Origin of the sequence: Aeromonas sp. S9(2024) (assembly GCF_041403185.1) — a bacterium.
GTDB classification, from domain to species: domain Bacteria; phylum Pseudomonadota; class Gammaproteobacteria; order Enterobacterales; family Aeromonadaceae; genus Aeromonas; species Aeromonas enteropelogenes.
This window is the reverse complement of the sequence record NZ_JBGLRE010000005.1, coordinates 238317-259771: the sequence shown is the minus strand read 5'-3', so window position 1 is coordinate 259771 and position 21455 is coordinate 238317. Positions and strand designations below refer to the sequence as shown.

The window sequence follows — 21455 nt, the reverse complement described above, 5'->3', positions numbered from 1 at the left end:
GATCGCCGTACTCCAATGTGCCCTGCCCTACTCTTGCCTTCCTGCATAAGGGCTAGGCAGACATTCCGCAATCGGCACGGGTGGCAGACTCGGCGCAATCTGCAGACGAAAAAAAACCGGAACCCAAGGGTTCCGGTTTTTTTCATTCCAGCCAAGGCTGGTTAACCAGCAAATCAAGCCTGGTTTTTAACTTCTTTCAGACCGCGGAACGGAGCCTTCTCACCCAGCGCTTCTTCGATACGGATCAGCTGGTTGTACTTGGCAACACGGTCAGAACGGCTCATGGAACCGGTCTTGATCTGGCCAGCAGCGGTACCAACGGCCAGGTCGGCGATGGTCGCGTCTTCGGTCTCACCGGAGCGGTGGGAGATGACGGCAGTGTAGCCAGCGTCTTTGGCCATCTTGATGGCAGCCAGAGTTTCGGTCAGGGAACCGATCTGGTTGAACTTGATCAGGATGGAGTTGGCGATGCCGTTGTCGATACCGCGCTTGAGAATCTTGGTGTTGGTTACGAACAGGTCGTCACCCACGATCTGGATTTTCTTGCCCAGTTTCTGGGTCTGGTAGGCGAAGCCTTCCCAGTCGGATTCGTCCAGGCCATCTTCGATGGAGACGATCGGGAACTTGGCAGTCAGCTCTTCCAGGAAGTCGGAGAAACCGTTGGAGGTGAAGACACGGCCTTCGCCTTTCAGGTTGTACTCTTTCTTCTCTGCGTCGTAGAACTCGGAAGCAGCGCAGTCCATGGCCAGGGTCACGTCGGTGCCCAGCTTGTAACCGGCAGCAGCAACGGCTTCGGCGATCACTTCCAGTGCTTCGGCGTTGGATTTCAGGTTAGGAGCGAAACCACCTTCGTCACCAACGGCAGTGTTGTAACCCTTGGCCTTCAGTACTTTGGCCAGGTTGTGGAACACTTCGGCGCCCATGCGAACGGCTTCTTTCAGGGTCTTGGCGCCAACCGGCTGGATCATGAACTCCTGGATGTCGACGTTGTTGTCGGCGTGCTCACCACCGTTGATGATGTTCATCATGGGCAGCGGCATGGAGTAAACACCCGGGGTACCGTTCAGCTCGGCGATGTGGGCGTACAGCGGCAGGCCTTTGGCAGCAGCAGCAGCCTTGGCGTTGGCCAGGGAAACAGCCAGGATGGCATTGGCGCCGAACTTGGATTTGTTCTCGGTACCGTCGAGGTCGATCATGATCTGGTCGACAGTGGCCTGGTCCTTGGCATCTTTACCCAGCAGAGCTTGAGCGATCGGGCCGTTTACGGCTTCGATGGCTTTCAGCACGCCTTTACCCAGGAAACGGCTCTTGTCGCCGTCACGCAGTTCCAGCGCTTCGCGGGAGCCGGTGGACGCGCCAGACGGAGCGGCTGCCATACCAACAAAACCACCTTCCAGGTGAACTTCGGCCTCAACGGTCGGGTTACCACGGGAGTCGATGATTTCACGACCGATCACTTTAACGATCTTGGACATGTGTATTTCCTCAGGTTTCGTAAAAAAACAACAAAAATATGCCAAAAAAAGCGGCTGTGGCACAGTGCCCCAACCGCATTTATTTTCAATTACTTCAAATTACGCTTCTGGTACTCACCTGCCGCCTTCACGAAACCGGCGAACAGGGCGTGGCCATCACGGGGAGTCGAGGTGAACTCCGGGTGGAACTGGGCCGCGACAAACCAAGGATGATCCGGGATCTCGATAATTTCCACCAGCTTCTTGTCGGCGGAGAGACCGGTCACCTTCAGGCCTGCTGCCTCGATCTGCGGCAGCAGCTTGTTGTTAACTTCATAACGGTGGCGGTGACGCTCGTAAATGGTCGGGCTGCCGTACATCTGACGCACCTTGGAACCTTCGACCAGGTGGCAGAGCTGGGAACCCAGACGCATGGTGCCACCCAGATCGGACTTCTCGGTACGAGTCTCGACGTTGCCCTCTTCATCTACCCATTCGGTGATGAGGCCAACCACCGGATAGGGACACTCTTTCTTGAACTCGGAGGAGTGAGCCCCTTCCATGCCCGCTACGTTGCGGGCGTATTCGATCAGCGCAACCTGCATGCCGAGGCAGATGCCGAGGTACGGGATCTTGTTCTCACGGGCATACTTGGCGGCCAGGATCTTGCCTTCTACGCCGCGCTCGCCGAAGCCGCCCGGCACCAGAATGGCATCCAGACCTTCCAGCAGCTCGGCGCCACGGGTCTCGATGTCCTGGGAATCGATGTACTTGATGTTGACGGAGAGACGGGTCTTCAGACCGCCGTGCTTCAGCGCCTCGTTGACGGACTTGTAGGCGTCCGGCAGAGAGACATACTTGCCCACCATGCCGATGGTCACTTCGGCAGTCGGGTTGGCCTCTTCGTAGATAACCTGTTCCCACTCGGCCAGGTCGGCCTCTTTGCACTCGATGCCGAAGCGCTCGGTGATGTAGGAGTCCAGGCTCTGGGATTTCAGCAGTGCCGGAATCTTGTAGATGGAGTCGACGTCCTTCATGGAGATGACGGCGCGCTCCGGTACGTTACAGAACAGGGCGATCTTGGCACGCTCGTTGGCCGGAATGGCACGGTCGGAGCGGCAGATCAGCACATCCGGCTGGATACCGATGGAGAGCAGCTCTTTGACGGAGTGCTGGGTCGGCTTGGTCTTCACCTCGCCGGCGGCGGCCAGGTAAGGAACCAGAGTCAGGTGCATGAACATGGCGTTGTTGCGGCCCACTTCAGCTGCCAGCTGACGAATGGCCTCAAGGAACGGCAGGGACTCGATATCGCCCACGGTACCGCCCACTTCGACGATGGCAACCTGATGACCTTCGGCACCGGCAATCACCCGCTCCTTGATGGCGTTGGTGATGTGCGGGATCACCTGGATGGTGGCGCCCAGGTAGTCACCACGACGCTCTTTGCGCAGCACGTCTGCGTAGATGCGACCGGTGGTGAAGTTGTTGCGACGGGTCATCTTGGTGCGGATGAAACGCTCGTAGTGGCCCAAATCCAGATCGGTTTCGGCCCCGTCCTCGGTTACGAACACTTCACCATGCTGGGTCGGGCTCATGGTGCCCGGATCCACGTTGATATAGGGGTCCAGTTTCATGATGGTCACATCCAGACCACGGGCTTCCAGAATGGCTGCCAGAGAAGCTGCGGCAATGCCTTTGCCGAGGGATGAAACAACGCCACCAGTTACAAAAATATATTTTGTCGTCATGCTGAACCTGAAAGAAGTTTAGGGAATTTTAAGGGGTGCTTCGGGGATGAAGCAGGACGGGGAAACAGTATACCAAAAACCCCTCTCCCAAACAATGAGCAAAAATCTATCAGGCTCCTCGCCGCCCCGTCTTGCGCCAAATCAACTTTGCTCGGTTTCCTTGGCTCTATCCCAGGCGGCATCGAGCTTCTCCAGTGAGCAGTCGGTCATTTTCAGCCCTTCCGCGGCGATAAACTGTTCAACCTGACGAAACCGTCGCTCGAACTTGGCGTTGGCGGCCCGCAGCACCTGTTCCGGATCCTTGCCCAGATGACGCACCAGGTTGACGGTGGCAAACAGCAGGTCGCCAAGCTCGTCGCTCACCCGCGCCTCATCCACATCGGCCATCAGCGCCTCTTCCATCACCTCGTCAATCTCCTCATGGATCTTGTCCACCACGGGGCCCAGGGTCTTCCAGTCAAAACCGACGGTGGCGCAGCGCTTCTGGATCTTGGCGGCTCGAGTCAGGGCCGGCAGCGAGAGGGGGATGTCGTCGAGCACGCTCTCTTTGTCTAGCGCCGCCCGCTCTTTGGCCTTTTCCGCCTCCCAGTTTGCCTTGACCGCCTGCTCGTCGCCGAGATCGGCATCGGAGAAGACATGGGGGTGACGGCGAATGAGCTTCTCGCTCACCGTATCGACGATGTCGGCAAAGTCGAACAATCCCTGCTCCTTGCCAAGCTGGGCATAGAAGACCACCTGAAACAGCAGATCCCCCAGCTCCCCTTTCAGCCCCTGCCAATCTTCGGTCTCAATGGCGTCGGCCACCTCGTAGGCCTCCTCCAGGGTGTGAGGCACTATGGTCTTGAAGCTCTGCTTGAGATCCCAGGGGCAGCCGTTTTGCGGGTCGCGCAGGCTGGACATGATATCGAGCAGTTGAGGCAGGTCGTAACGTTGAGACATGGGCTATTCGCTTTTTCTTCGTGCAACAGGGGGATAAAACAGTGACCGGCCACAGGGGCCGGTCACTCGGTATCAGAGGCGCTTGGCGCTGATCACATCGTTGAGCTGGCTCAGCTTGGCCAATGCCCGGTTGAAGGCGTTGATGTTGTAGATCTCCAGCTCCATATCGATCTCGGCGGTCTGCTCGCGCACGTTGGAGCGTGAGCGCACCCCCATCACGTTGATCTTCTCGTTGGCGAGCACGGTCGTGATGTCGCGCAACAGACCGGATCTGTCGTTGGAGAGGATGCGGATGGTGAGACCGTAACCGCCGGAGTAGTTCTCCCCCCATACCGCATCGATCAGCCGCTCCGGGTTGCGCCGTGACAGCTCTTTCAACTGCTCGCAATCCTCCCGGTGGATGGAGACGCCACGGCCCATGGTGATGAAGCCCTGTATAGCATCCCCGGGGATCGGCTGGCAGCAGCGGGCGATATGGGTCATCAGGTTGCCGACCCCTTCCACCACGATGTGATCCTTGGGCTTGTGGCGGAACGGCGCGTTGGCCTTCTGCTCCAGCTTCTCCAGCAGGCGGCGATCTTCCTCCTCCGCCGTCGGCTTGTTGTAGCAGGTGTCCAGGTAGTTGATCACCTGGTTGATGCGAATGTCGCCGCTGCCGATGCCGGCCAGCAGATCGTCGGTGCTCTCCAGATTGAAGCGGCGCAGCATGCTGCCCTTGTCGATCTTGGCCATGCTGAGGTTGTGGCGATCCAGCTCCTTGTCGAACAGCTCGCGCCCGGCAACGATGTTCTTGTCCCGATCCAGCTTTCTGAACCAGGTGGCCACCTTGGCCCGCGCCCGGCTGGAGCGCAGGAAGCCGGAATTGGGGTTCATCCAGTCGCGGCTCGGGTTCGGCTCCTTCTGGGTGATCACCTCCACCTGATCGCCAGTCTGCAGGGCATAGGTGAACGGCACGATGCGGCCGTCAATCTTGGCGCCGATGCAGCGGTGGCCGATCATGCTGTGGACGTGATAGGCAAAGTCGAGGGGGGTGGCTCCCGCCGGCAGGTCGATGACATCCCCTTTCGGGGTGAAGACGTAGACCCGGTCCTCGAATACCTGACTGCGCAGATCCTCGAGCAGTGAGCCACTCTCGGAGAGATCCTCCTGCCAGGCGAGCAGCTTGCGCAGCCACTCGATCTTGTCTTCGAAGTTGCCCCCCTTGCCGCCGGCCTGCGCCCCTTCCTTGTAGCGCCAGTGGGCAGCAACCCCGAGCTCGGCATCCTGGTGCATCTGGTCGGTGCGGATCTGGATCTCCACTGTCTTGCCCTCGGGCCCCACCACCACGGTATGGATGGACTGGTAGCCGTTGGGTTTGGGGTTGGCGACATAGTCGTCAAACTCACGGGGGATGTGGTGGAAGTGGGTGTGAACGATGCCAAGCGCCGCATAGCAATCCTGCAGCCGCTTGGTCACCACCCGCACCGCGCGCACGTCGAACAGTTCGTTGAATTCGAGGTGCTTCTTCTGCATCTTGCGCCAGATGCTGTAGATGTGTTTCGGCCGGCCATAGACCTCGGCCTCGACCCCCGCCTCTTTCAGGGCATCGCGCAGGGACTGCACGAACTCGCGGATGTAGCGCTCCCGATCGAGGCGCTTCTCGTCGAGCTGCTTGGCGATCTGCTTGTAGGTGTCCGGGTGCAGGTAGCGGAAGGCGAGATCCTCGAGCTCCCACTTGAGCTGACCGATGCCGAGGCGGTTGGCAAGCGGCGCGTAGATGTTGGTGATCTCCTGGGCCATCAGCACCCGGGTCTCTTCATCCGCCTTCTTCGCCTCCCGCAAGCAGGCGATCCGTTCCGCCAGCTTGATGACCACGGCGCGCACATCCTCGACCATGGCGAGCAGCATGCGCCGCACATTGTCGACCTGTTCAGGCGAAGTCTCGCTGCGATGCAGGGTCTGCAGGGAACGGATGGCCTCCATCTCCAGCACCCCTTCCACCAGCTTGGCAATCTTGGGCCCGAAGTCCTCGTCCATCCGCTCCTGGCTGATGAGACCGGCTTCGACAAAGGGATAGATGATGGCGGCCTTGAGGGTCGCGATATCCATGCTGAGCATCAGCAGGATGCCCACCATCTCGATGCCGCGCACCAGCAACTTGCTGGTCAGCGCCTCGTCACCGAGCGTCAGACAATACTGGTAGACGGTTCGCAGCTGATCCTTGTCACTGTCACTTAAGGAGAGCGAGCCGACCCACTCCTCCAGGGTGAAGTTGTCTTTCAAATGAATATCGCGAACCGCAACCATGGTATCAATCCTTTAAATTGTTGGGCCGAAAGCTGACGCTTCCTCCCCCCTCATCTGATGATGACTGCTTCAAATGGGGATATCCGGAGAACTATTCAAGGCGCACCGCCCAAAGGCAGATGTGTTCTCCAGCAGGCCCTGCCTACGTACCGAGGGGTTAGATTACCCCATTCACTCCTGCTCAGACAGCGCCATGGGGGCGAAAGAACAAGAGAAAAGCGGGCGTCATGGGCCCCCTCTCGATCCCCGTGGCGAGGGAGCCCTGCAGCGTTTACTCCCGCACAAACAGCGCCATGGACTCCAGGTGGCCTGTGTGGGGGAACATGTCGAGCATCCCCAATCGGGCCAACCGGTAGCCGCCCTTCACCAGCACCTGGCTGTCACGGGCCAGGGTCACCGGATTACAGGAGACGTAGACCACCCGCTTGGGAGAAAGTTTCGCCACGTGTCCCATCACTTCCAGGGCCCCGGGGCGCGCCGGATCCAGCAGCACCAGGTCGAACCCTTCCCGTGCCCAGGACATGCCGACGATGTCACCACTGAGATCCGCCTTGTAGAAACGGGCGTTGTCGATGCCATTGCGACGGGCGTTCTCCTCGGCGCGGGCCACCATGGCCAGCTCCCCTTCCACCCCCACCACTTCGCGGGCCTGCCGGGCCAGCGGCAGGGTGAAGTTGCCGATGCCGCAGAACAGATCCAGCACCTTGTCATCCCTGGTCGCCCCGAGCCAGGCCAACGCCTGGGCCACCATGCTCTGGTTGATGGGGCCGTTGACCTGGATAAAGTCACCGGGAGCAAATGCAAGAGACAGGCCATCGAGCGAGTAGGAGGGTTCGAATTGTTGATGCAGCGGCTCTATCTGCTCGTCGTTCGCCTGCAGATAGAGGTCGATCCCCTGTTCTGCGGCAAACGCCACCAGCAGGGCGCGGTCGGTCTCGTTGGGGCGTCCGGTGTGGCGCAGCAGCAGCATGATCCCCTGCTCTGACTGGATCAGCTCCGCATGGCCCAGCTCACGCTGACTCTTGAGGCGATTGAGGCAGGCACGCAGCGGGGTGATCAGAGCCGAGAGCGGTGCGGCCAGCACGGGGCACCCCTCAATCTCGACCAGATCATTGGTATTGCGGCGACGAAAACCGACCCGGGTGCAGCGACCGTTTTTGTCAAACTTGATGGCGAGGCGACAGACCCGGCGATAGGCCCTATCTTCGCCGCTCAGCACAGGCTCGAGGGCGGGGGCCTTGATGTTGCCAAGGCGTTCGAACAGGCTGACCAGCCCGGCCGCCTTGGCGGCCTGTTGATCATCCACCGACATATGCTGGGCACTGCAACCGCCGCACTCGCGATAGTGGCTGCAAAACGGAGCGATGCGATTGGCCGCCGGCGTCACCACCTGTTGCAGCGCCGCATGGCCATAGTGCTTCTTCTCTTCGGTGATGCGGGCCTTAACCGTCTCACCGGGCAGCGCCCCTTCGACGAAGATCGCCTTGCCCTGGTGGCGACCGATGCCGACACAGTGGTGGTCCAGAGTGTCTATCGTAAATTCAATACGTTGGGGCTGGGTGGACTTCTTTTGGGGCTTGAAAAACTGGGCCATAAAACTTGGTGCCTATAGGTGGCTATGTCATGATTGTGGAATCTGCAGCCGGGTATTGTCCCACAAGAATAATAGTATGACCAAATACGGCCACAGAGCCCGTGCATTGCCGTTCACCCTATCGCCAACCCCGTTTACTGGTGGCCTGTTCGTATGACCAAATATGGCCTGAGAGCACGCGTTCTCGCCTTTACCATACTGCCTACCCTGTTCATCGGCGGCCTGATGGCCGGTTACTTCACCTTCCACCGCTATCAGCAGTTGGAAAACAACCTGATCGATCAGGGCATCAACATCATCGAACCCCTCGCCATCGCCAGCGAATATGGCATGACCCAGCACAGCAGGGAGTCGCTCAAACGGTTGATAGGGCTGACCCATCGCAAGAATTCGCCGCTCATCAAGTCCATCGCCGTCTTCACCCAGGACAACCAGCTGTTTGTCACCTCCAACTACCACAGGGACTTTACCCGGCTGCGGCTGCCCGACGGCCAGCCCATCCCGGAGCTGACCAGCGTCACCTTCCAGGGGGATGACATCATATTGCGCACCCCGATCCAGGCCGAAACCAGCCTGGACGGCTTCCCGCTGCCAAGCGATGTGGAGCCACCGATGATCGGTTATATCTCCATGCAGATAACGACAGATCGCGCCATGTTGCTTCACTATCGCGACACCTTCTTCGCCGTCATCATGGTGATTATCGGGGTGGCCTTCAGCACCCTGTTTGGCTTCCGCCTGGTCAAGAGCGTGACCCAGCCCATCACCGACATGGTGCAGGCGGTGCACAAGATCAGGGAGGGGCGCCTCGACACCCGGGTCAACGGCCAGCTCACCGGCGAGCTGGACATGCTGAAAAACGGCATCAACGCCATGGCCAAGGCGCTCTCCGAATATCACGAGGAGATGCAGCAGAACATCGATCAGGCCACCTCGGACCTTCGTGAAACCCTGGAGCAGATCGAGATCCAGAACGTCGAACTCGACATGGCCAAGAAGCGCGCCCAGGAGGCTGCCCGGGTCAAGTCCGAGTTCCTCGCCAACATGTCTCACGAGCTGCGCACCCCACTCAACGGCGTCATCGGCTTTACCCGCCAGCTGCTGAAAACCAGCCTGACCCCGAGCCAGACCGACTACATGCAGACCATCGAGAAGTCGGCGCGCAACCTCCTCGGCATCATCAACGACATCCTCGACTTCTCGAAACTCGAGGCGGGCAAGCTGCAGCTGGAGCATATCCCCTTCAGCCTGCGCGACACCCTCAACGAGACCATGCATCTGCTCGGCCCCAGCGCCCACGACAAGCAGCTGGAGCTCTCCCTGCGAGTGGATGCCGAGGTGCCGGACTACCTGACCGGCGACCCCATGCGCCTGCAGCAGGTACTGACCAATCTCGCCGGCAACGCCATCAAGTTTACCGAGCAGGGCAACGTGGATGTGCACATCCAGCAGATCGGCAGCAGCCATCACAAGGTGAGGCTCAACGTCCAGATCCGCGATACCGGCATCGGCATCTCGGAAGAGCAGCAGCGCCAGCTGTTCCAGGCCTTCAACCAGGCCGACTCCTCCATCTCCCGCCGTTATGGCGGCACCGGCCTCGGTCTCGTCATCACCCAGAAGCTGGTGCAGCAGATGGGCGGCCAGATCCGCTTCGAATCGGAACTCGGCAAAGGCTCGGTCTTCTCGTTCAGTCTGGATGTGGAGGTCTCCCCCCTGCCCCAGGCCGACTCTCTGCCGCTGGATCGCATCCGCGGCAAACGACTCTGGCTGCTGGAGCCGGATCCCTTTGCCCAGGCCTCCCTGCGCGCCCTGCTGGCCGAATGGCAGCTGGATGTCCAGCTGCTGGCACATGACGCCCCCTGGCCCGAGATGAGCAGCCAGGAGATGGTGATCATCGGCAGCAGCACCCTGCACACGCCGCAGCAGGTGCTTACTCGCCTCGATGCCCTCGATGGGCGCCAGAACACCATAGTGCTGCTCAGCAGCCACGATCCGGCACTCTATGAGGCGATGCAGGCCCACGGAGCCCAGCACTGTCTCTCCAAGCCGGTCAACCATCGCAAGCTGCTGCACGCCCTGCTCACCCCGGAGGCGAACCACCAGCTATTGCCGGCCCAGCCCAGTCCGCGCCAGTTGCAGCCGATCAAGGTGCTGGCGGTGGATGACAATGCCGCCAACCTCAAACTGATCGCCGCCATGCTCAAGGAGATGGTGAGCCAGGTGGTGGTGTGCAAGAACGGCAAGGAGGCAGTCAAGCAGGCCCAGAGCCAGCCGTTTGACATCATCTTCATGGATATCCAGATGCCGATCATGGATGGCATCAGCGCAACCCAGGCGATCCGCAGCCAGTCCCTCAACACCAGCACACCGATCGTCGCGGTCACCGCCCACGCCATCCCAGGCGAGCGGGAGCGACTGATCCGCCAGGGAATGGACGACTATCTGGCCAAGCCCATCGACGAGAGCATGCTGGCCCAGCTCATCGCCGACTTTGCCCATCGCCGCCACCAGAACTACGGTGATCAGCAGATAGACTGGTCGCTGGCGGTGCGCCAGGCCGCCGGCAAGGAGGCGCTGGCCAGGGAGATGCTGACCATGCTGCTGGCCAGCTTCGACGAGGTTGAACCTGTGCTGGAATCTGCGCTAAATGGTGGCGTCGAAGATGATGAGGTGCTGGCCCAGATCCATCGTCTCAACGGTGGCTGTGCCTACTCCGGAGTGCCCGGTCTGCAGCGATTGCTCTCACAACTCGAGCAGCAGCTGCGCGACGGCGTGCCGGTCAGCGAGCTGGAACCCGAGCTGCTGGAGTTGCAGGATGCGCTGGCGCTGGTGCGCCAGGAGGCCCCCCGCTATCTGGCGTGAGCCCCAGGGTTTTGGTTGTAGATCCCCGCTTTTTCTGACGCGGGGCACGCCAGATGGTACAGTTGCGCCGTTTTCACAGGAGTCAGCATGACCAATAACGATATTCTGCGCCGCCTGCGCTACGCCCTCAGCATCAGCAACGATCAGATGGTCGACATGTTTGCCAAGGGCAACCTGACCGTCACCCACGCCCAGTTGCACGGCTGGCTGTTGAAAGAAGCCGAAGAGGGAGAAGTGCAGGATCCGGCCTTTGCCGCCTGTCCCGATTCGGCCCTGAGCCAGTTCCTCGACGGTTTCATCGCCACCCGCCGCGGCGTGCGGGAAGATGCGCCGCCCCAGGTGATCCCGAACCGGATCAACAACAACCTGATCCTGCGCAAGCTGCGCATCGGCCTCAACTTCAAAGAGGAAGACATGCTGGGCACCCTCAAGCTGGCCAACTTCAACCTCTCCAAGTCCGAGCTGAGCGCCCTGTTCCGCGCCAAGGATCACAAGCACTACCAGGATTGCGGGGATCAGATCCTGCGCAACTTCCTCATCGGTCTGACCGCCAAGTATCGCGGCTAGGACCAGGATCTTTCCCATGCCGGTGCGCCTCTCCTCCCTCCCGTCCTGCTTGTGGACACCCGGGAGATGGCGCCCGCTTCTGCTACTCCCGCTTCTCCTGCTGGGCAGCTGCACTCCAACCGACTACCAGCTATCCACCCGTTACCAGAGCGCCAGCCAGAACGAGCGCATTGCTTTTCTGATCCTGCACTACACGGACGAGGACGATGACAACTCTCTGCGCCTGCTGACCGAACCCGAGCACAAGGTGAGCGCCCACTATCTGGTCCCCCGCGACAGCGATGAGACACCGCTGCCCGTTTACCAGCTGGTGCCGGACAGCCAGCGCGCCTGGCATGCGGGGCTCAGCCGCTGGCGGCAATATGCCGGGCTCAATGCCAGCTCCCTCGGCATCGAGATCGTCAACCTGGGCTATCCCCGGGAAGAGGAGTCCCTGCCCCCCCATGAGCGGCGCTGGCAACTTTTCACCCAAACCCAGATCGCCGCCGTCGGCGCCCTGACCCGGGATCTTGTTGAACGCTACCAGATCCCGCCGACCCAGGTACTGGCTCACAGCGACGTGGCCCCGGAGCGCAAGCAGGATCCCGGTCCCCGCTTTCCCTGGCGCCAGCTCTATCTGGAATACGGGGTGGGAGCCTGGCCCGATGAAGAGCGGGTCACCGAGCTGCTTGCCGCCCCCTTGCCGCACTGGAACATCGCTACCTGGCAGCAACAACTGGCTCGTTACGGTTATGGCCTCCCAATCACCGGAGAGTGGGATGCCCAGAGCCGGGCCGTCATGCGCGCCTTTCAACTCCACTTTCGCCCGGCCCGGGTCGATAGCGAACCCGATCCCGAGAGCCAGGCCATCCTGATGGCCCTGCTGGAAAAGTACGGCAGCTAATCCCGCGAGCCGCCATTCGATAGCCATTCGCTATCAATCAGTTAGACACTAGCGATTATCCCTCCACTTTGTATGGCGGTACTCTGACTCCGTTCCGAAATACGTTTCCAAATCTGGAGGTGAAAGATGAAAAGCCCGATTGGTCTTGATAGCGTTCAATCACAAGCCTTGGCTGCAGAACTGAACAAGTTGCTGGCCAGCTACCAGATCCTTTACATGAACGTCCGTGGTTTCCACTGGAATATCCGCGGCAACCAGTTCTTCGAGCTGCACCTGAAGTTCGAAGAGATCTACAACGACCTGTTGCTCAAAGTCGATGCCCTGGCCGAACGCATCCTCACCCTGGATGGCGTGCCCATGCACAGCTTCAGCGACTACCTGAAGGTGTCGGCCATTGCCGAGCAAAAAGACATGCACGACGGCCGCGCCTGTGTCGAATCCCTGCTGGAGAGCTTCCGCGAATTGCTGATCGCCCAGCGCCGCATTCTGGGACAGGCCGCCGACGCCGGTGACGAGGGCACAGCCTCCATCCTCTCTGACTATGTACAGCAGCAGGAAAAACTGGTCTGGATGTTGCGCGCCTACCTGGCCTGAGCCGTTTTGTAACCCGTTGAGTTGTGAACCCTGAATAGTCTCTCCTGTTTATCCCCCCGCTTGCCGCCCTCTGATGGGCGGCTTTTTTGTTTTTGATCTGCATCAATGAAAAATGAATTGGCAAATTGAATGCCTATTAAGTTTTTCCCGAGAGGCATAGAATCGGCACAAAACAGACAACTGAAATGTCCAATTAGGAGAGACATGATGTTTTGTGTGCAATGTGAACAGACAATTCGTACCCCCGCTGGCAACGGTTGCGCCTATGCCCAGGGCATGTGCGGCAAGACTGCCGAGACCTCGGATCTGCAGGATGTGCTGATCTATGCGCTGCAGGGGCTGAGCGCCTGGGCGCTGGCCGCCCGCGAGCACGGCATCATCGACAGCGAGATCGATGCCTTCGTCCCCAAGGCCTTCTTCGCCACCCTCACCAACGTCAACTTCGACTCCGCCCGTATCGTTGGCTACGTCAACCAGACCCTGACCTATCGCCACCAGCTGGCCAACCATCTGGCCGAACGCGCGGTGCAGGTTGCCGGACTGCCTGCCGCAGCCAGCTTCGAGCCGGGTGCCGAGCTGCTGGCACAGCTGGCTCATGCACCGCAAACCGCGGTCAACCGTGGCAAGAGCGAAGTGAACGAAGACATCATGGGGCTGCGCCTGCTCTGCCTCTACGGCCTCAAGGGGGCCGCGGCCTACATGGAGCACGCCCGGGTGCTGGATCAGCAAGACAGCGAGGTGGCGGCAGAATTCCACCGCATCATGAGCTGGCTCAGCACGGATCCCAGCGATCTGGATCCCCTGTTCAAGTGCGCCATGGATATCGGCCTGCTCAACTTCAAAATCATGGAGATGCTGGACCTCGGCGAGACCACTGCGTTTGGTCACCCCGAGCCGACCCGGGTGCGCGTCACCCCGGTGCCGGGCAAGTGCATTCTGGTCTCCGGCCATGACATGGTGGATCTCAAGCTCATTCTGGAGCAGACCAAGGGGACCGGCATCCATGTCTACACCCATGGCGAGATGCTGCCGGCGCTGGCCTACCCCTTCTTCAAGCAGTACCCGCACCTGGTGGGCAACTACGGCTCCGCCTGGCAGAACCAGCAAAAAGAGTTCGCCAACTTCCCGGGCGCTGTGGTGATGACCTCCAACTGCATCATCGACCCGAATGTGGGCAACTATGCGGATCGCATCTTCACCCGCTCCATTGTCGGCTGGCCGGGCGTGACCCATCTGGAAGGGGAGGATTTCTCCGCCGTTATCGCGAAGGCGCAGGCGCTGGATGGCTTCAAGCATGAAGAGCTTGAGCACTTCATCACCATCGGCTTTGCCCGCAACGCCCTGATGCAGGCTGCTCCGGCCGTCATCGACAAGGTCAAGGCAGGGGAAATCAGCCACTTCTTCCTGGTGGGCGGTTGCGATGGCGATCGCGCCGAGCGCGCCTACTACACCGAGTTTGCCAAGGCGGTGCCGCAAGACAGCCTGTTGCTCACCCTGGGCTGCGGCAAGTACAAGTTCAACAAGCTCGATTTCGGTGACATCGGCGGCATTCCTCGCCTGCTGGACGTAGGCCAGTGCAACGACGCCTACTCCGCCATCCAGCTCGCCCTGGCGCTGGCCGATGCCTTCGAGTGCGGTGTCAACGATCTGCCGCTGACCCTGGTGCTCTCCTGGTTCGAGCAGAAAGCCATCGTCATCCTGCTCACCCTGCTGGCGCTCGGCGTGAAGGACATCCGCACCGGCCCGACGGCTCCGGCCTTCCTCACCCCGGCCCTGCTCAAGGTGCTGGAGGAGCAGTTCGGTCTCAAGGGCACCACCAGTGCCGAAGCGGATCTGGCCGAGATCCTGGCGGCCTGACAACCCGTCATGTTGTAAGCGTTTGGCGAGCCGCCCGGCTCGCCTTTTTTGCTCATGCCTTTTGCTCATGCCTTTTACTAATAGAACCGAGGAGCCTTGCGATGACCTCCACCTCTCTCATCCTCACCTGCACCGCCCGCCACGCGGATACCCATGATGTGGTCAGCTGGCAGTTCGTTCCCTTCGAAGGCTCTCTGCCCCCCGTGCTGGCCGGCCAGTGTGTGACCCTGCACACCCTCATCGACGGCCAGCCCCACTGCCGTGCCTATACCCTATCCTCCAGCCCGCAGGATCCTTTCTGGCAGGTCACCATCAAGGATGTGGGGCTGGTCTCCCACCATCTGCACCAGACGCTGCAAGTGGGGGACGAGATCCGGGTGGATGGCCCCTTCGGCGATTTCAACCTGAGCGCACTGCCGTGCGAGCGGCCGCTGCTTTTGAGCGCCGGCTCTGGCATCACCCCCATGTGGGCCATGCTGCGGGACGAGCTGACCAAGCGACCGGACGCCGATATCCGCTTTATTCACAGTGCCCGCTCACCGGAAGATGTCATCTTCGGTCGTGAACTGAACGCCCTGGTCGAGGCTCACGAAGGCCTGCGTCATGCGCTGGTACTGGAACAGGCCCCGGCCGATCACCCCTGGGCTGGGCGCCTCACCCCCGCCATGCTCAAAGAGCTGGCGCCGGACTTGCTCGGCCGCCACGTCTACCTGTGCGGGCCAGCCCCCTATATGGAGGCGGTCAGCACCATGCTGGCAGAGCTCGGGCTGCCCGCCGAGCAACTGCATCAGGAGTCTTTCGGATTGCCGCCCGCCGAGTCTGCCCCCGCCACCAGCGACCACTTCTGGCTGACCCTGAAAAAGAGTGGCAAGAAGGTGAAGATACTGCCGGGCCAGACCCTGCTCGCAGCGCTGGAAGGGGCGGGTGAAACCATGATGGCTGCCTGCCGCGCCGGCGTGTGCGGGGCTTGCCGCTGCACCACCACGGGGGAGATCGAACGCCAGAGCATCATGACCCTGAGCCCCCAGGATCTCGAAAGCGGGGTCGCCCTGGCCTGCTCCTGCACCGCCAGGGGGGATGTCAGCGTCGACTATTGATGGAGTCATTGGTACCTCATGCTTTTCCCGCTGAGGCTGGGCGGGTAAACTTCCCCCAGTTTCATCAGAACACGGGATAGACAATGACAATTCTGGTCACAGGGGGCGCCGGCTATATTGGCTCCCACACCCTGGTCGAGCTGCTTAGCGCCGGACAGCAGGTAGTGGTGCTCGACAACCTCTCCAACTCTTCCCCCGAGTCCCTCAAGCGGGTCGAACGGATCACCGGCAAGACGGTCACTTTCGTCGAGGGGGATATCCTCGACCGAACCTGCCTGCAGCGCCTGTTCGCCGACTACGAGATCGAGTCGGTGATCCACTTCGCCGGCCTCAAGGCGGTCGGGGAGTCGAGCCAGATCCCGCTCACCTACTACCAGAACAACATCAGCGGCACCCTGGTGCTGTGCGAGGAGATGGCCAGGGCGGGAGTATTCCGCCTGGTGTTCAGTTCGTCGGCTACCGTCTATGGCGACCCGGCGTCTGTACCGCTGCGGGAAGATTTCCCCACCAGCGCCACCAACCCCTATGGCCGCTCCAAACTGATGGTGGAGGAGATACTGCGGGATCTCGCCAAATCCGATCCCCGCTGGGCCATCGTGCTGCTGCGCTACTTCAACCCGGTCGGCGCCCACGAGAGCGGCCTCATCGGTGAAGATCCCAACGGTATCCCCAACAACCTGCTGCCCTATATCAGCCAGGTGGGTGTCGGCAAGCTCAAGGAGCTGGGGGTGTTTGGCAACGACTACCCCACCCCGGATGGCACAGGGGTGCGCGACTACATTCATGTGGTGGACCTTGCCATCGGCCACCTCAAGGCACTGGCACGCATCGCCAGCGACACCGGCGTCTTCACCTATAACCTCGGCACCGGCCAGGGTTATTCGGTGCTGGAGATGGTCAAGGCGTTCGAGGCGGCCAGCGGGCGCACTATTCCCTACCAGATCAAACCGCGCCGCCCGGGCGACATCGCCGAGTGCTGGGCCGAGCCGCACAAGGCGCGCGAGGAGCTGGGCTGGCAGGCCGAGCGGGGGCTGGAGCAGATGATGATCGATACCTGGCGCTGGCAAAGCAACAACCCGAACGGCTACCAGGCCTGATGGCATTCAAACCCGGATAAAAAAACGCCCCGACGCAGTGTCAGGGCATTTTTTTGCATGGTGCCATCAGCAGGCCTGGCTGCGCAGCAGCGGCAGGCGCGCCATATAAGGAACCATTCGCGCAATGAGGCGATCCGAAAGCGGCGTCAGCAGCAGCCAGGGCAGACAGAGGGTAGCCAGCCCCAGGGCGCCGACATAGACATCGGTAAACCAGTGGGCCCCGGAGAAGATCCGTGGCGCAGAGAAGAGCGGCACCATCAGCACGGCGCAGACCCCCGCCCAGCGGGGCAGGTAGCGCAGGGCAAAGCCGGCGAAGATCATCAGGAAGAGGGCGTGATCCCCCGGGAAGCTGTCACCGGAAGAGTCCTTGGTTGGAATGGCACTGATGTGGGTGACGCGCAACGCATCGCTGACCGTCAGGGTCGGGCTGGGGCGCTCTACCGGCAACTGGTGGCCGATCTGGTTGACGACCAGCGCGGTGAGCAGCATCAAGAGTCCCATCGCCACCAGCTGGCGACGCCCTTCCAGATCGCGAGAGACGAAACAACGCGTCAGGATCAGTCCCATGCAGGCCAGCACCACCAGATCGAACAGCCGGTTGTTGATGATCGCCACCAGATCGGCCCAGCGTGCCGATTCCCCCAGCCAGCCATTCACCCCATGGAAAATCGCGAGATCCCAGCCATCCCAGGGACCGTGTGCGGGCAAGACGGCCCAACTGATGGCCACCAGGCCACCGACCAGATAACAAAGCAGGAACTTGCCCATGAAGAGTCTCCTTCGGAAAAGGGCGATATCCTAGATCTGTTATCGCCATCACAAAACCCGGGAATTGTAAGAAAGTACGTCATGAAAGCAAGTCTCAAATAAAGCCACATGACTTATTCCGGTCCGGCCACCCCTTGGGTCTGCCAAATTGCTGCCATCTTGCTAGAATGCGCACTCCCTTTAATGGAAAAGGAAGCGGTATGCACATTCACATCCTCGGGATCTGCGGCACCTTCATGGGTGGTCTGGCGGTGTTGGCAAAACAGCTTGGTTACCGGGTGACCGGCTCCGATGCCAACGTCTATCCCCCCATGAGCACCCAGCTCGAGCAGCAGGGCATCGAGCTGACCGAAGGTTATGATCCCTCCCAGCTCGATCCGGCGCCGGATCTGGTGGTGATCGGCAACGCCATGAGCCGTGGCAACCCCTGCGTGGAGTATGTGCTGGATCGCAATCTGCCCTATATCTCCGGCCCCCAGTGGCTGCTGGAGCATGTGCTGCAGGATCGCTGGGTACTGGCGGTAGCGGGTACCCATGGCAAGACCACCACCGCCAGCATGCTGGCCTGGATACTGGAGTACGCCAAGCTCGAACCCGGTTTTCTCATCGGCGGCGTACCGGGCAACTTCCCGGTCTCCGCCCGCCTGGGCTCTGCGCCCTTCTTCGTTATCGAAGCGGACGAGTACGACTGCGCCTTCTTCGACAAGCGCTCCAAGTTCGTTCACTACCATCCACGCACCCTGGTGATGAACAACCTGGAGTTCGATCATGCAGACATCTTCCCGGATCTCGCCGCCATCCAGCGCCAGTTCCATCACCTGATGCGTACCGTGCCAAGCAACGGCCGGGTACTGTTCCCGCAGGCAGATGACAACCTCACCGCCGTGCGCAAGATGGGCTGCTGGAGCGAAGTGGAGCTGGTGGGTCAGGACGATGCCAAGTGGAAGGCGGTCAAGCTGGCCGACGACGGCTCCGCCTTCGAGGTGTGGCTGGATGGCGAGAAGCAGGGCGAGGTGCGCTGGGAGTGCATCGGCGAGCACAACGTCAACAACGGCCTGATGGCCATCGCCGCCGCCCGCCATGCCGGTGTCATGGTGGAGCACGGCATCGCGGCCCTGTGCCAGTTCAAATCCCCCAAGCGGCGAATGGAGCTCAAGGGTGAAGTGGCGGGCATCAGCGTCTACGACGACTTCGCCCATCACCCCACCGCCATCGAGACCACCCTCGGCGGCCTTCGCGCCAGGGTTGATCACATCGGAGGCCAGGCCCGCATCCTGGCCGTGCTGGAGCCGCGCTCCAACACCATGAAGCTGGGAGTGCACAAGGAGGAGCTGGCTGGCTGCTTCGACGGCGCCGACGAGGTGTTCTTCTTCCAGCCTCCCAACATCGGCTGGGATCTGGGTGAGGTGACCGCCCACATGACCCGCCCGGCCAAGGTGTTCAACGATCTGGAGACTCTGGTCAATCGGCTGGTGGCCGAGTGCCGCGACGGCGACCATATTCTGATCATGAGCAACGGCGGCTTCGGCGGCATCCATGACAAGCTGCTTGCTCGCCTCAAGGACTACCACGGTCAACTATGAACAAAGCGATCACCCTGGCGCTGACCGGCGCCTCCGGTGCCCCCTACGCCCTGCGCCTGCTCCAGTGTCTGGTGCAGGCGGACTATCGGGTCTACCTGCTCGCCTCCTCGGCAGCCCGGGTGGTGCTCAAGACCGAGCAGCAACAGGATTGGCCTGGCTCGCCCAGAGAGCTCTCCGCCTACCTCTGCAGTCAGTATGGTGCCAAAGATGGGCAGATCGTCGCCTGCGGCAAGGAGGAGTGGTTCTCGCCGGTGGCCTCCGGCTCGGCGGCGCCCAAGCAGATGGTGGTTTGCCCCTGCTCCATGGGCACAGTCTCCGCCATTGCCAACGGCGCCTCCGACAACCTGCTGGAGCGCGCGGCGGATGTGGTGATCAAGGAGCGCGGCCAGCTCATCCTGGTGCCTCGCGAGAGCCCCTTCTCCGCCATCCATCTGGAGAACATGCTCAAGCTCGCCCGTCTTGGCGTGACCATCATGCCGGCGGCGCCCGGCTTCTATCACGAGCCCAAAAGCATCGAGGATCTGGTGGACTTCATGGTGGCGCGGATCCTTGACCATCTGGGCACAGAGCACGAGCTGACCCGTCGCTGGGGTTATGGCCAAACCTGATCCGTCAGGACAAAAGTACGGCATAAAAAACGGCGCCACTCATCGAGTGGCGCCGTTTTTGTCAAAACCGTATCAGCTGGCCTGGATAGGGGCGGTCACGTACTTGAACAGGAAGTCCGTCACCTCTTCACGGGCGGGGCGCTGGGGCTGGTTGATCATCTGCATCATCACATAGCCACAACCACTCAGGGAGCGGGCCAGATCCTGCGCCGACAGCACGCTGGTGATCTCCCCTGCATCCATGGCGGACTGCAGCTCGCTGGCGATCAGGTCGAGACACTGATCGAGCAGACGGGTATAGCGGGGCCATACCTCTTCCCGTACCGATGAACTCCACTCCAGCCAGATGCTGGCGTAATCCGGCTTATCAAAGGCGGCATCGACACACAGGGTCACATGGCGTTTGATCTTGTCCAGGATTGCGTCATTGCCCGAGTATGCCTGTGACAGCATCTGGGTCATGAAGCGTTCGATCTCGGCCAGCACCTCATCAACCAACTCCTCACGGGTGTTGAAATAGTTGAATACGGTAGCAACCGATACCTTGGCTTCTTCGGCAATTTCGGCGTGGCCAGCACGACCGATGCCTCGGCGGGAGAATACTTCGATGGCACATTCCATCAATTGAGTTCGACGGGCTTCCGGCGACAGCCGGGTACGACGTCTTATTTCTGCGCGTGGTTCCATAGTTTTTATCATCTAATAGTTATTGATTATGGTGTTTATAGTATTTTAACTGATCATGCCTGAGTGCCTGCTAACTCTATCAATTAAAATAAGCTGATAAAAGCACCATCTATCGCTAGCGCCTCCCGAAACGAGTGGTAGAATCATCGGTTTTGACGTTAATGAACGGCCAAATTCCCCTTGGCCATATTGGAGTAAGTGATGAAACACACTGTCGAGGTGATGATCTCCGAGGCCGAAGTCGCCGCCCGGATCGCCAAATTGGGTGAAGAGATCACCGCCCGTTATCAGGGCTCTGATGAAGTGGTGATGATCGGCCTGCTGCGCGGCTCCTGCGTATTCCTGGCAGACCTCAGCCGTCAGTGCCAACTGCCCATCACCCTGGATTTTATGACCGCCTCCAGCTATGGCTCCGGTATGCACAGCACCCGTGACGTGCGCATCCTCAAAGATCTGGATGACGACATCAAGGGTAAGGATGTGGTGATCGTCGAAGACATCATCGACACCGGTTACACCCTCAACAAGGTGCGGGAGATCCTCTCCCTGCGCGAGCCAAAATCCCTGGCCATCTGCACCCTGCTGGACAAGCCGTCCCGCCGCGAAGTGCAGGTACCGGTTGACTGGATTGGCTTCGCCATCCCGGATGAATTCGTGGTGGGCTGTGGCATCGACTACGCCCAGAAGTACCGCAATCTGCCGTTCATCGGCAAAGTGGTACCCCAGGAGTAAGCCAGGCTCAGTCATATCTGGATGAAGTGGCCCTGCGCCGCTTCATCATCTGCACAGGCGGCCTCGGCCGCCTTTTCTGTATCGAGATGGCATCTGTCA

The 21455-nt window shown here is 60.5% G+C and carries 17 protein-coding genes; 10 read left to right on the top strand and 7 right to left on the bottom strand.

The features are described 5' to 3' along the window. Window positions 1-173 precede the first annotated feature (173 nt). The 5 genes from eno to rlmD all read right to left on the bottom strand — a co-directional run bounded on the left by eno (window position 174) and on the right by rlmD (window position 8021). Complete coding sequence (gene eno / locus ACB028_RS11010; protein ID WP_042026918.1) at window positions 174-1475, bottom strand: phosphopyruvate hydratase; 1302 nt, start codon at window positions 1473-1475, stop codon at window positions 174-176. Window positions 1476-1564: 89 nt separating this feature from the next. After that, entirely contained in the window at window positions 1565-3202 is a 1638-nt protein-coding gene (gene pyrG / locus ACB028_RS11005; RefSeq protein WP_026458419.1) for a glutamine hydrolyzing CTP synthase, read from the bottom strand. A 141-nt stretch (window positions 3203-3343) separates the two neighbouring features. Next, complete coding sequence (mazG, locus tag ACB028_RS11000; protein ID WP_371144276.1) at window positions 3344-4141, bottom strand: nucleoside triphosphate pyrophosphohydrolase; 798 nt, start codon at window positions 4139-4141, stop codon at window positions 3344-3346. A 72-nt stretch (window positions 4142-4213) separates the two neighbouring features. After that, complete coding sequence (gene relA, locus ACB028_RS10995; protein WP_042026921.1) at window positions 4214-6427, bottom strand: GTP diphosphokinase; 2214 nt, start codon at window positions 6425-6427, stop codon at window positions 4214-4216. A 271-nt stretch (window positions 6428-6698) separates the two neighbouring features. Next, the gene (gene rlmD, locus ACB028_RS10990; protein WP_371144275.1) at window positions 6699-8021 is read right to left on the bottom strand and encodes a 23S rRNA (uracil(1939)-C(5))-methyltransferase RlmD; all 1323 of its coding nucleotides are present in this window, start codon (window positions 8019-8021) and stop codon (window positions 6699-6701) included. A gap of 153 nt (window positions 8022-8174) precedes the next feature. Between rlmD and barA the strand changes: the two genes are divergently transcribed. From barA to galE, 7 genes are all read left to right on the top strand, one after another. Then, entirely contained in the window at window positions 8175-10883 is a 2709-nt protein-coding gene (barA, locus tag ACB028_RS10985) for a two-component sensor histidine kinase BarA (protein ID WP_371144274.1), read from the top strand. Between the two features lie 87 nt (window positions 10884-10970). Then, window positions 10971-11450 carry a DUF1456 family protein gene (locus ACB028_RS10980; RefSeq protein WP_124240719.1) on the top strand — a complete coding sequence of 160 codons (480 nt, stop codon included), beginning with the start codon at window positions 10971-10973 and terminating at the stop codon, window positions 11448-11450. 16 nt (window positions 11451-11466) lie between these two features. Further along, window positions 11467-12333, top strand: coding sequence for an N-acetylmuramoyl-L-alanine amidase (locus tag ACB028_RS10975; RefSeq protein WP_371144273.1), 867 nt, complete (start codon window positions 11467-11469; stop codon window positions 12331-12333). A gap of 126 nt (window positions 12334-12459) precedes the next feature. After that, complete coding sequence (locus tag ACB028_RS10970; RefSeq protein WP_026456176.1) at window positions 12460-12927, top strand: Dps family protein; 468 nt, start codon at window positions 12460-12462, stop codon at window positions 12925-12927. A gap of 207 nt (window positions 12928-13134) precedes the next feature. Next, window positions 13135-14784 (top strand): hydroxylamine reductase, encoded by a 1650-nt coding sequence (hcp, locus tag ACB028_RS10965; RefSeq protein ID WP_371144272.1) that lies wholly within the window; start codon window positions 13135-13137, stop codon window positions 14782-14784. Between the two features lie 101 nt (window positions 14785-14885). Further along, the gene (locus ACB028_RS10960; protein WP_371144271.1) at window positions 14886-15881 is read left to right on the top strand and encodes a 2Fe-2S iron-sulfur cluster-binding protein; all 996 of its coding nucleotides are present in this window, start codon (window positions 14886-14888) and stop codon (window positions 15879-15881) included. 83 nt (window positions 15882-15964) lie between these two features. After that, on the top strand, window positions 15965-16978 hold the full coding sequence (gene galE, locus ACB028_RS10955) for a UDP-glucose 4-epimerase GalE (RefSeq protein ID WP_268855456.1): 1014 nt from the start codon (window positions 15965-15967) through the stop codon (window positions 16976-16978). Between the two features lie 66 nt (window positions 16979-17044). On the opposite strand, the gene ACB028_RS10950 is transcribed toward galE, so the two are convergent. Then, the gene (locus ACB028_RS10950) at window positions 17045-17746 is read right to left on the bottom strand and encodes a phosphatase PAP2 family protein (protein ID WP_201941605.1); all 702 of its coding nucleotides are present in this window, start codon (window positions 17744-17746) and stop codon (window positions 17045-17047) included. Window positions 17747-17946: 200 nt separating this feature from the next. On the opposite strand from ACB028_RS10950, the gene mpl reads away from it, so the two are divergent. Beyond that, window positions 17947-19329, top strand: a complete 1383-nt coding sequence (mpl, locus tag ACB028_RS10945; protein ID WP_268855455.1) for a UDP-N-acetylmuramate:L-alanyl-gamma-D-glutamyl-meso-diaminopimelate ligase — start codon at window positions 17947-17949, stop codon at window positions 19327-19329. Next, window positions 19326-19937, top strand: a complete 612-nt coding sequence (locus ACB028_RS10940; RefSeq protein ID WP_371144270.1) for a flavin prenyltransferase UbiX — start codon at window positions 19326-19328, stop codon at window positions 19935-19937. Before mpl ends, ACB028_RS10940 begins: the two co-directional genes overlap by 4 nt. A 72-nt stretch (window positions 19938-20009) precedes the next feature. Here ACB028_RS10940 and ACB028_RS10935 read toward each other — a convergent pair whose 3' ends face one another. Beyond that, entirely contained in the window at window positions 20010-20624 is a 615-nt protein-coding gene (locus tag ACB028_RS10935; RefSeq protein ID WP_026456182.1) for a TetR/AcrR family transcriptional regulator, read from the bottom strand. A gap of 201 nt (window positions 20625-20825) precedes the next feature. Here ACB028_RS10935 and hpt point away from each other — a divergent pair, with 201 nt between their 5' ends. Continuing rightward, window positions 20826-21356 (top strand): hypoxanthine phosphoribosyltransferase, encoded by a 531-nt coding sequence (gene hpt / locus ACB028_RS10930; protein ID WP_026456183.1) that lies wholly within the window; start codon window positions 20826-20828, stop codon window positions 21354-21356. The last annotated feature ends 99 nt before the right edge of the window (window positions 21357-21455 follow it).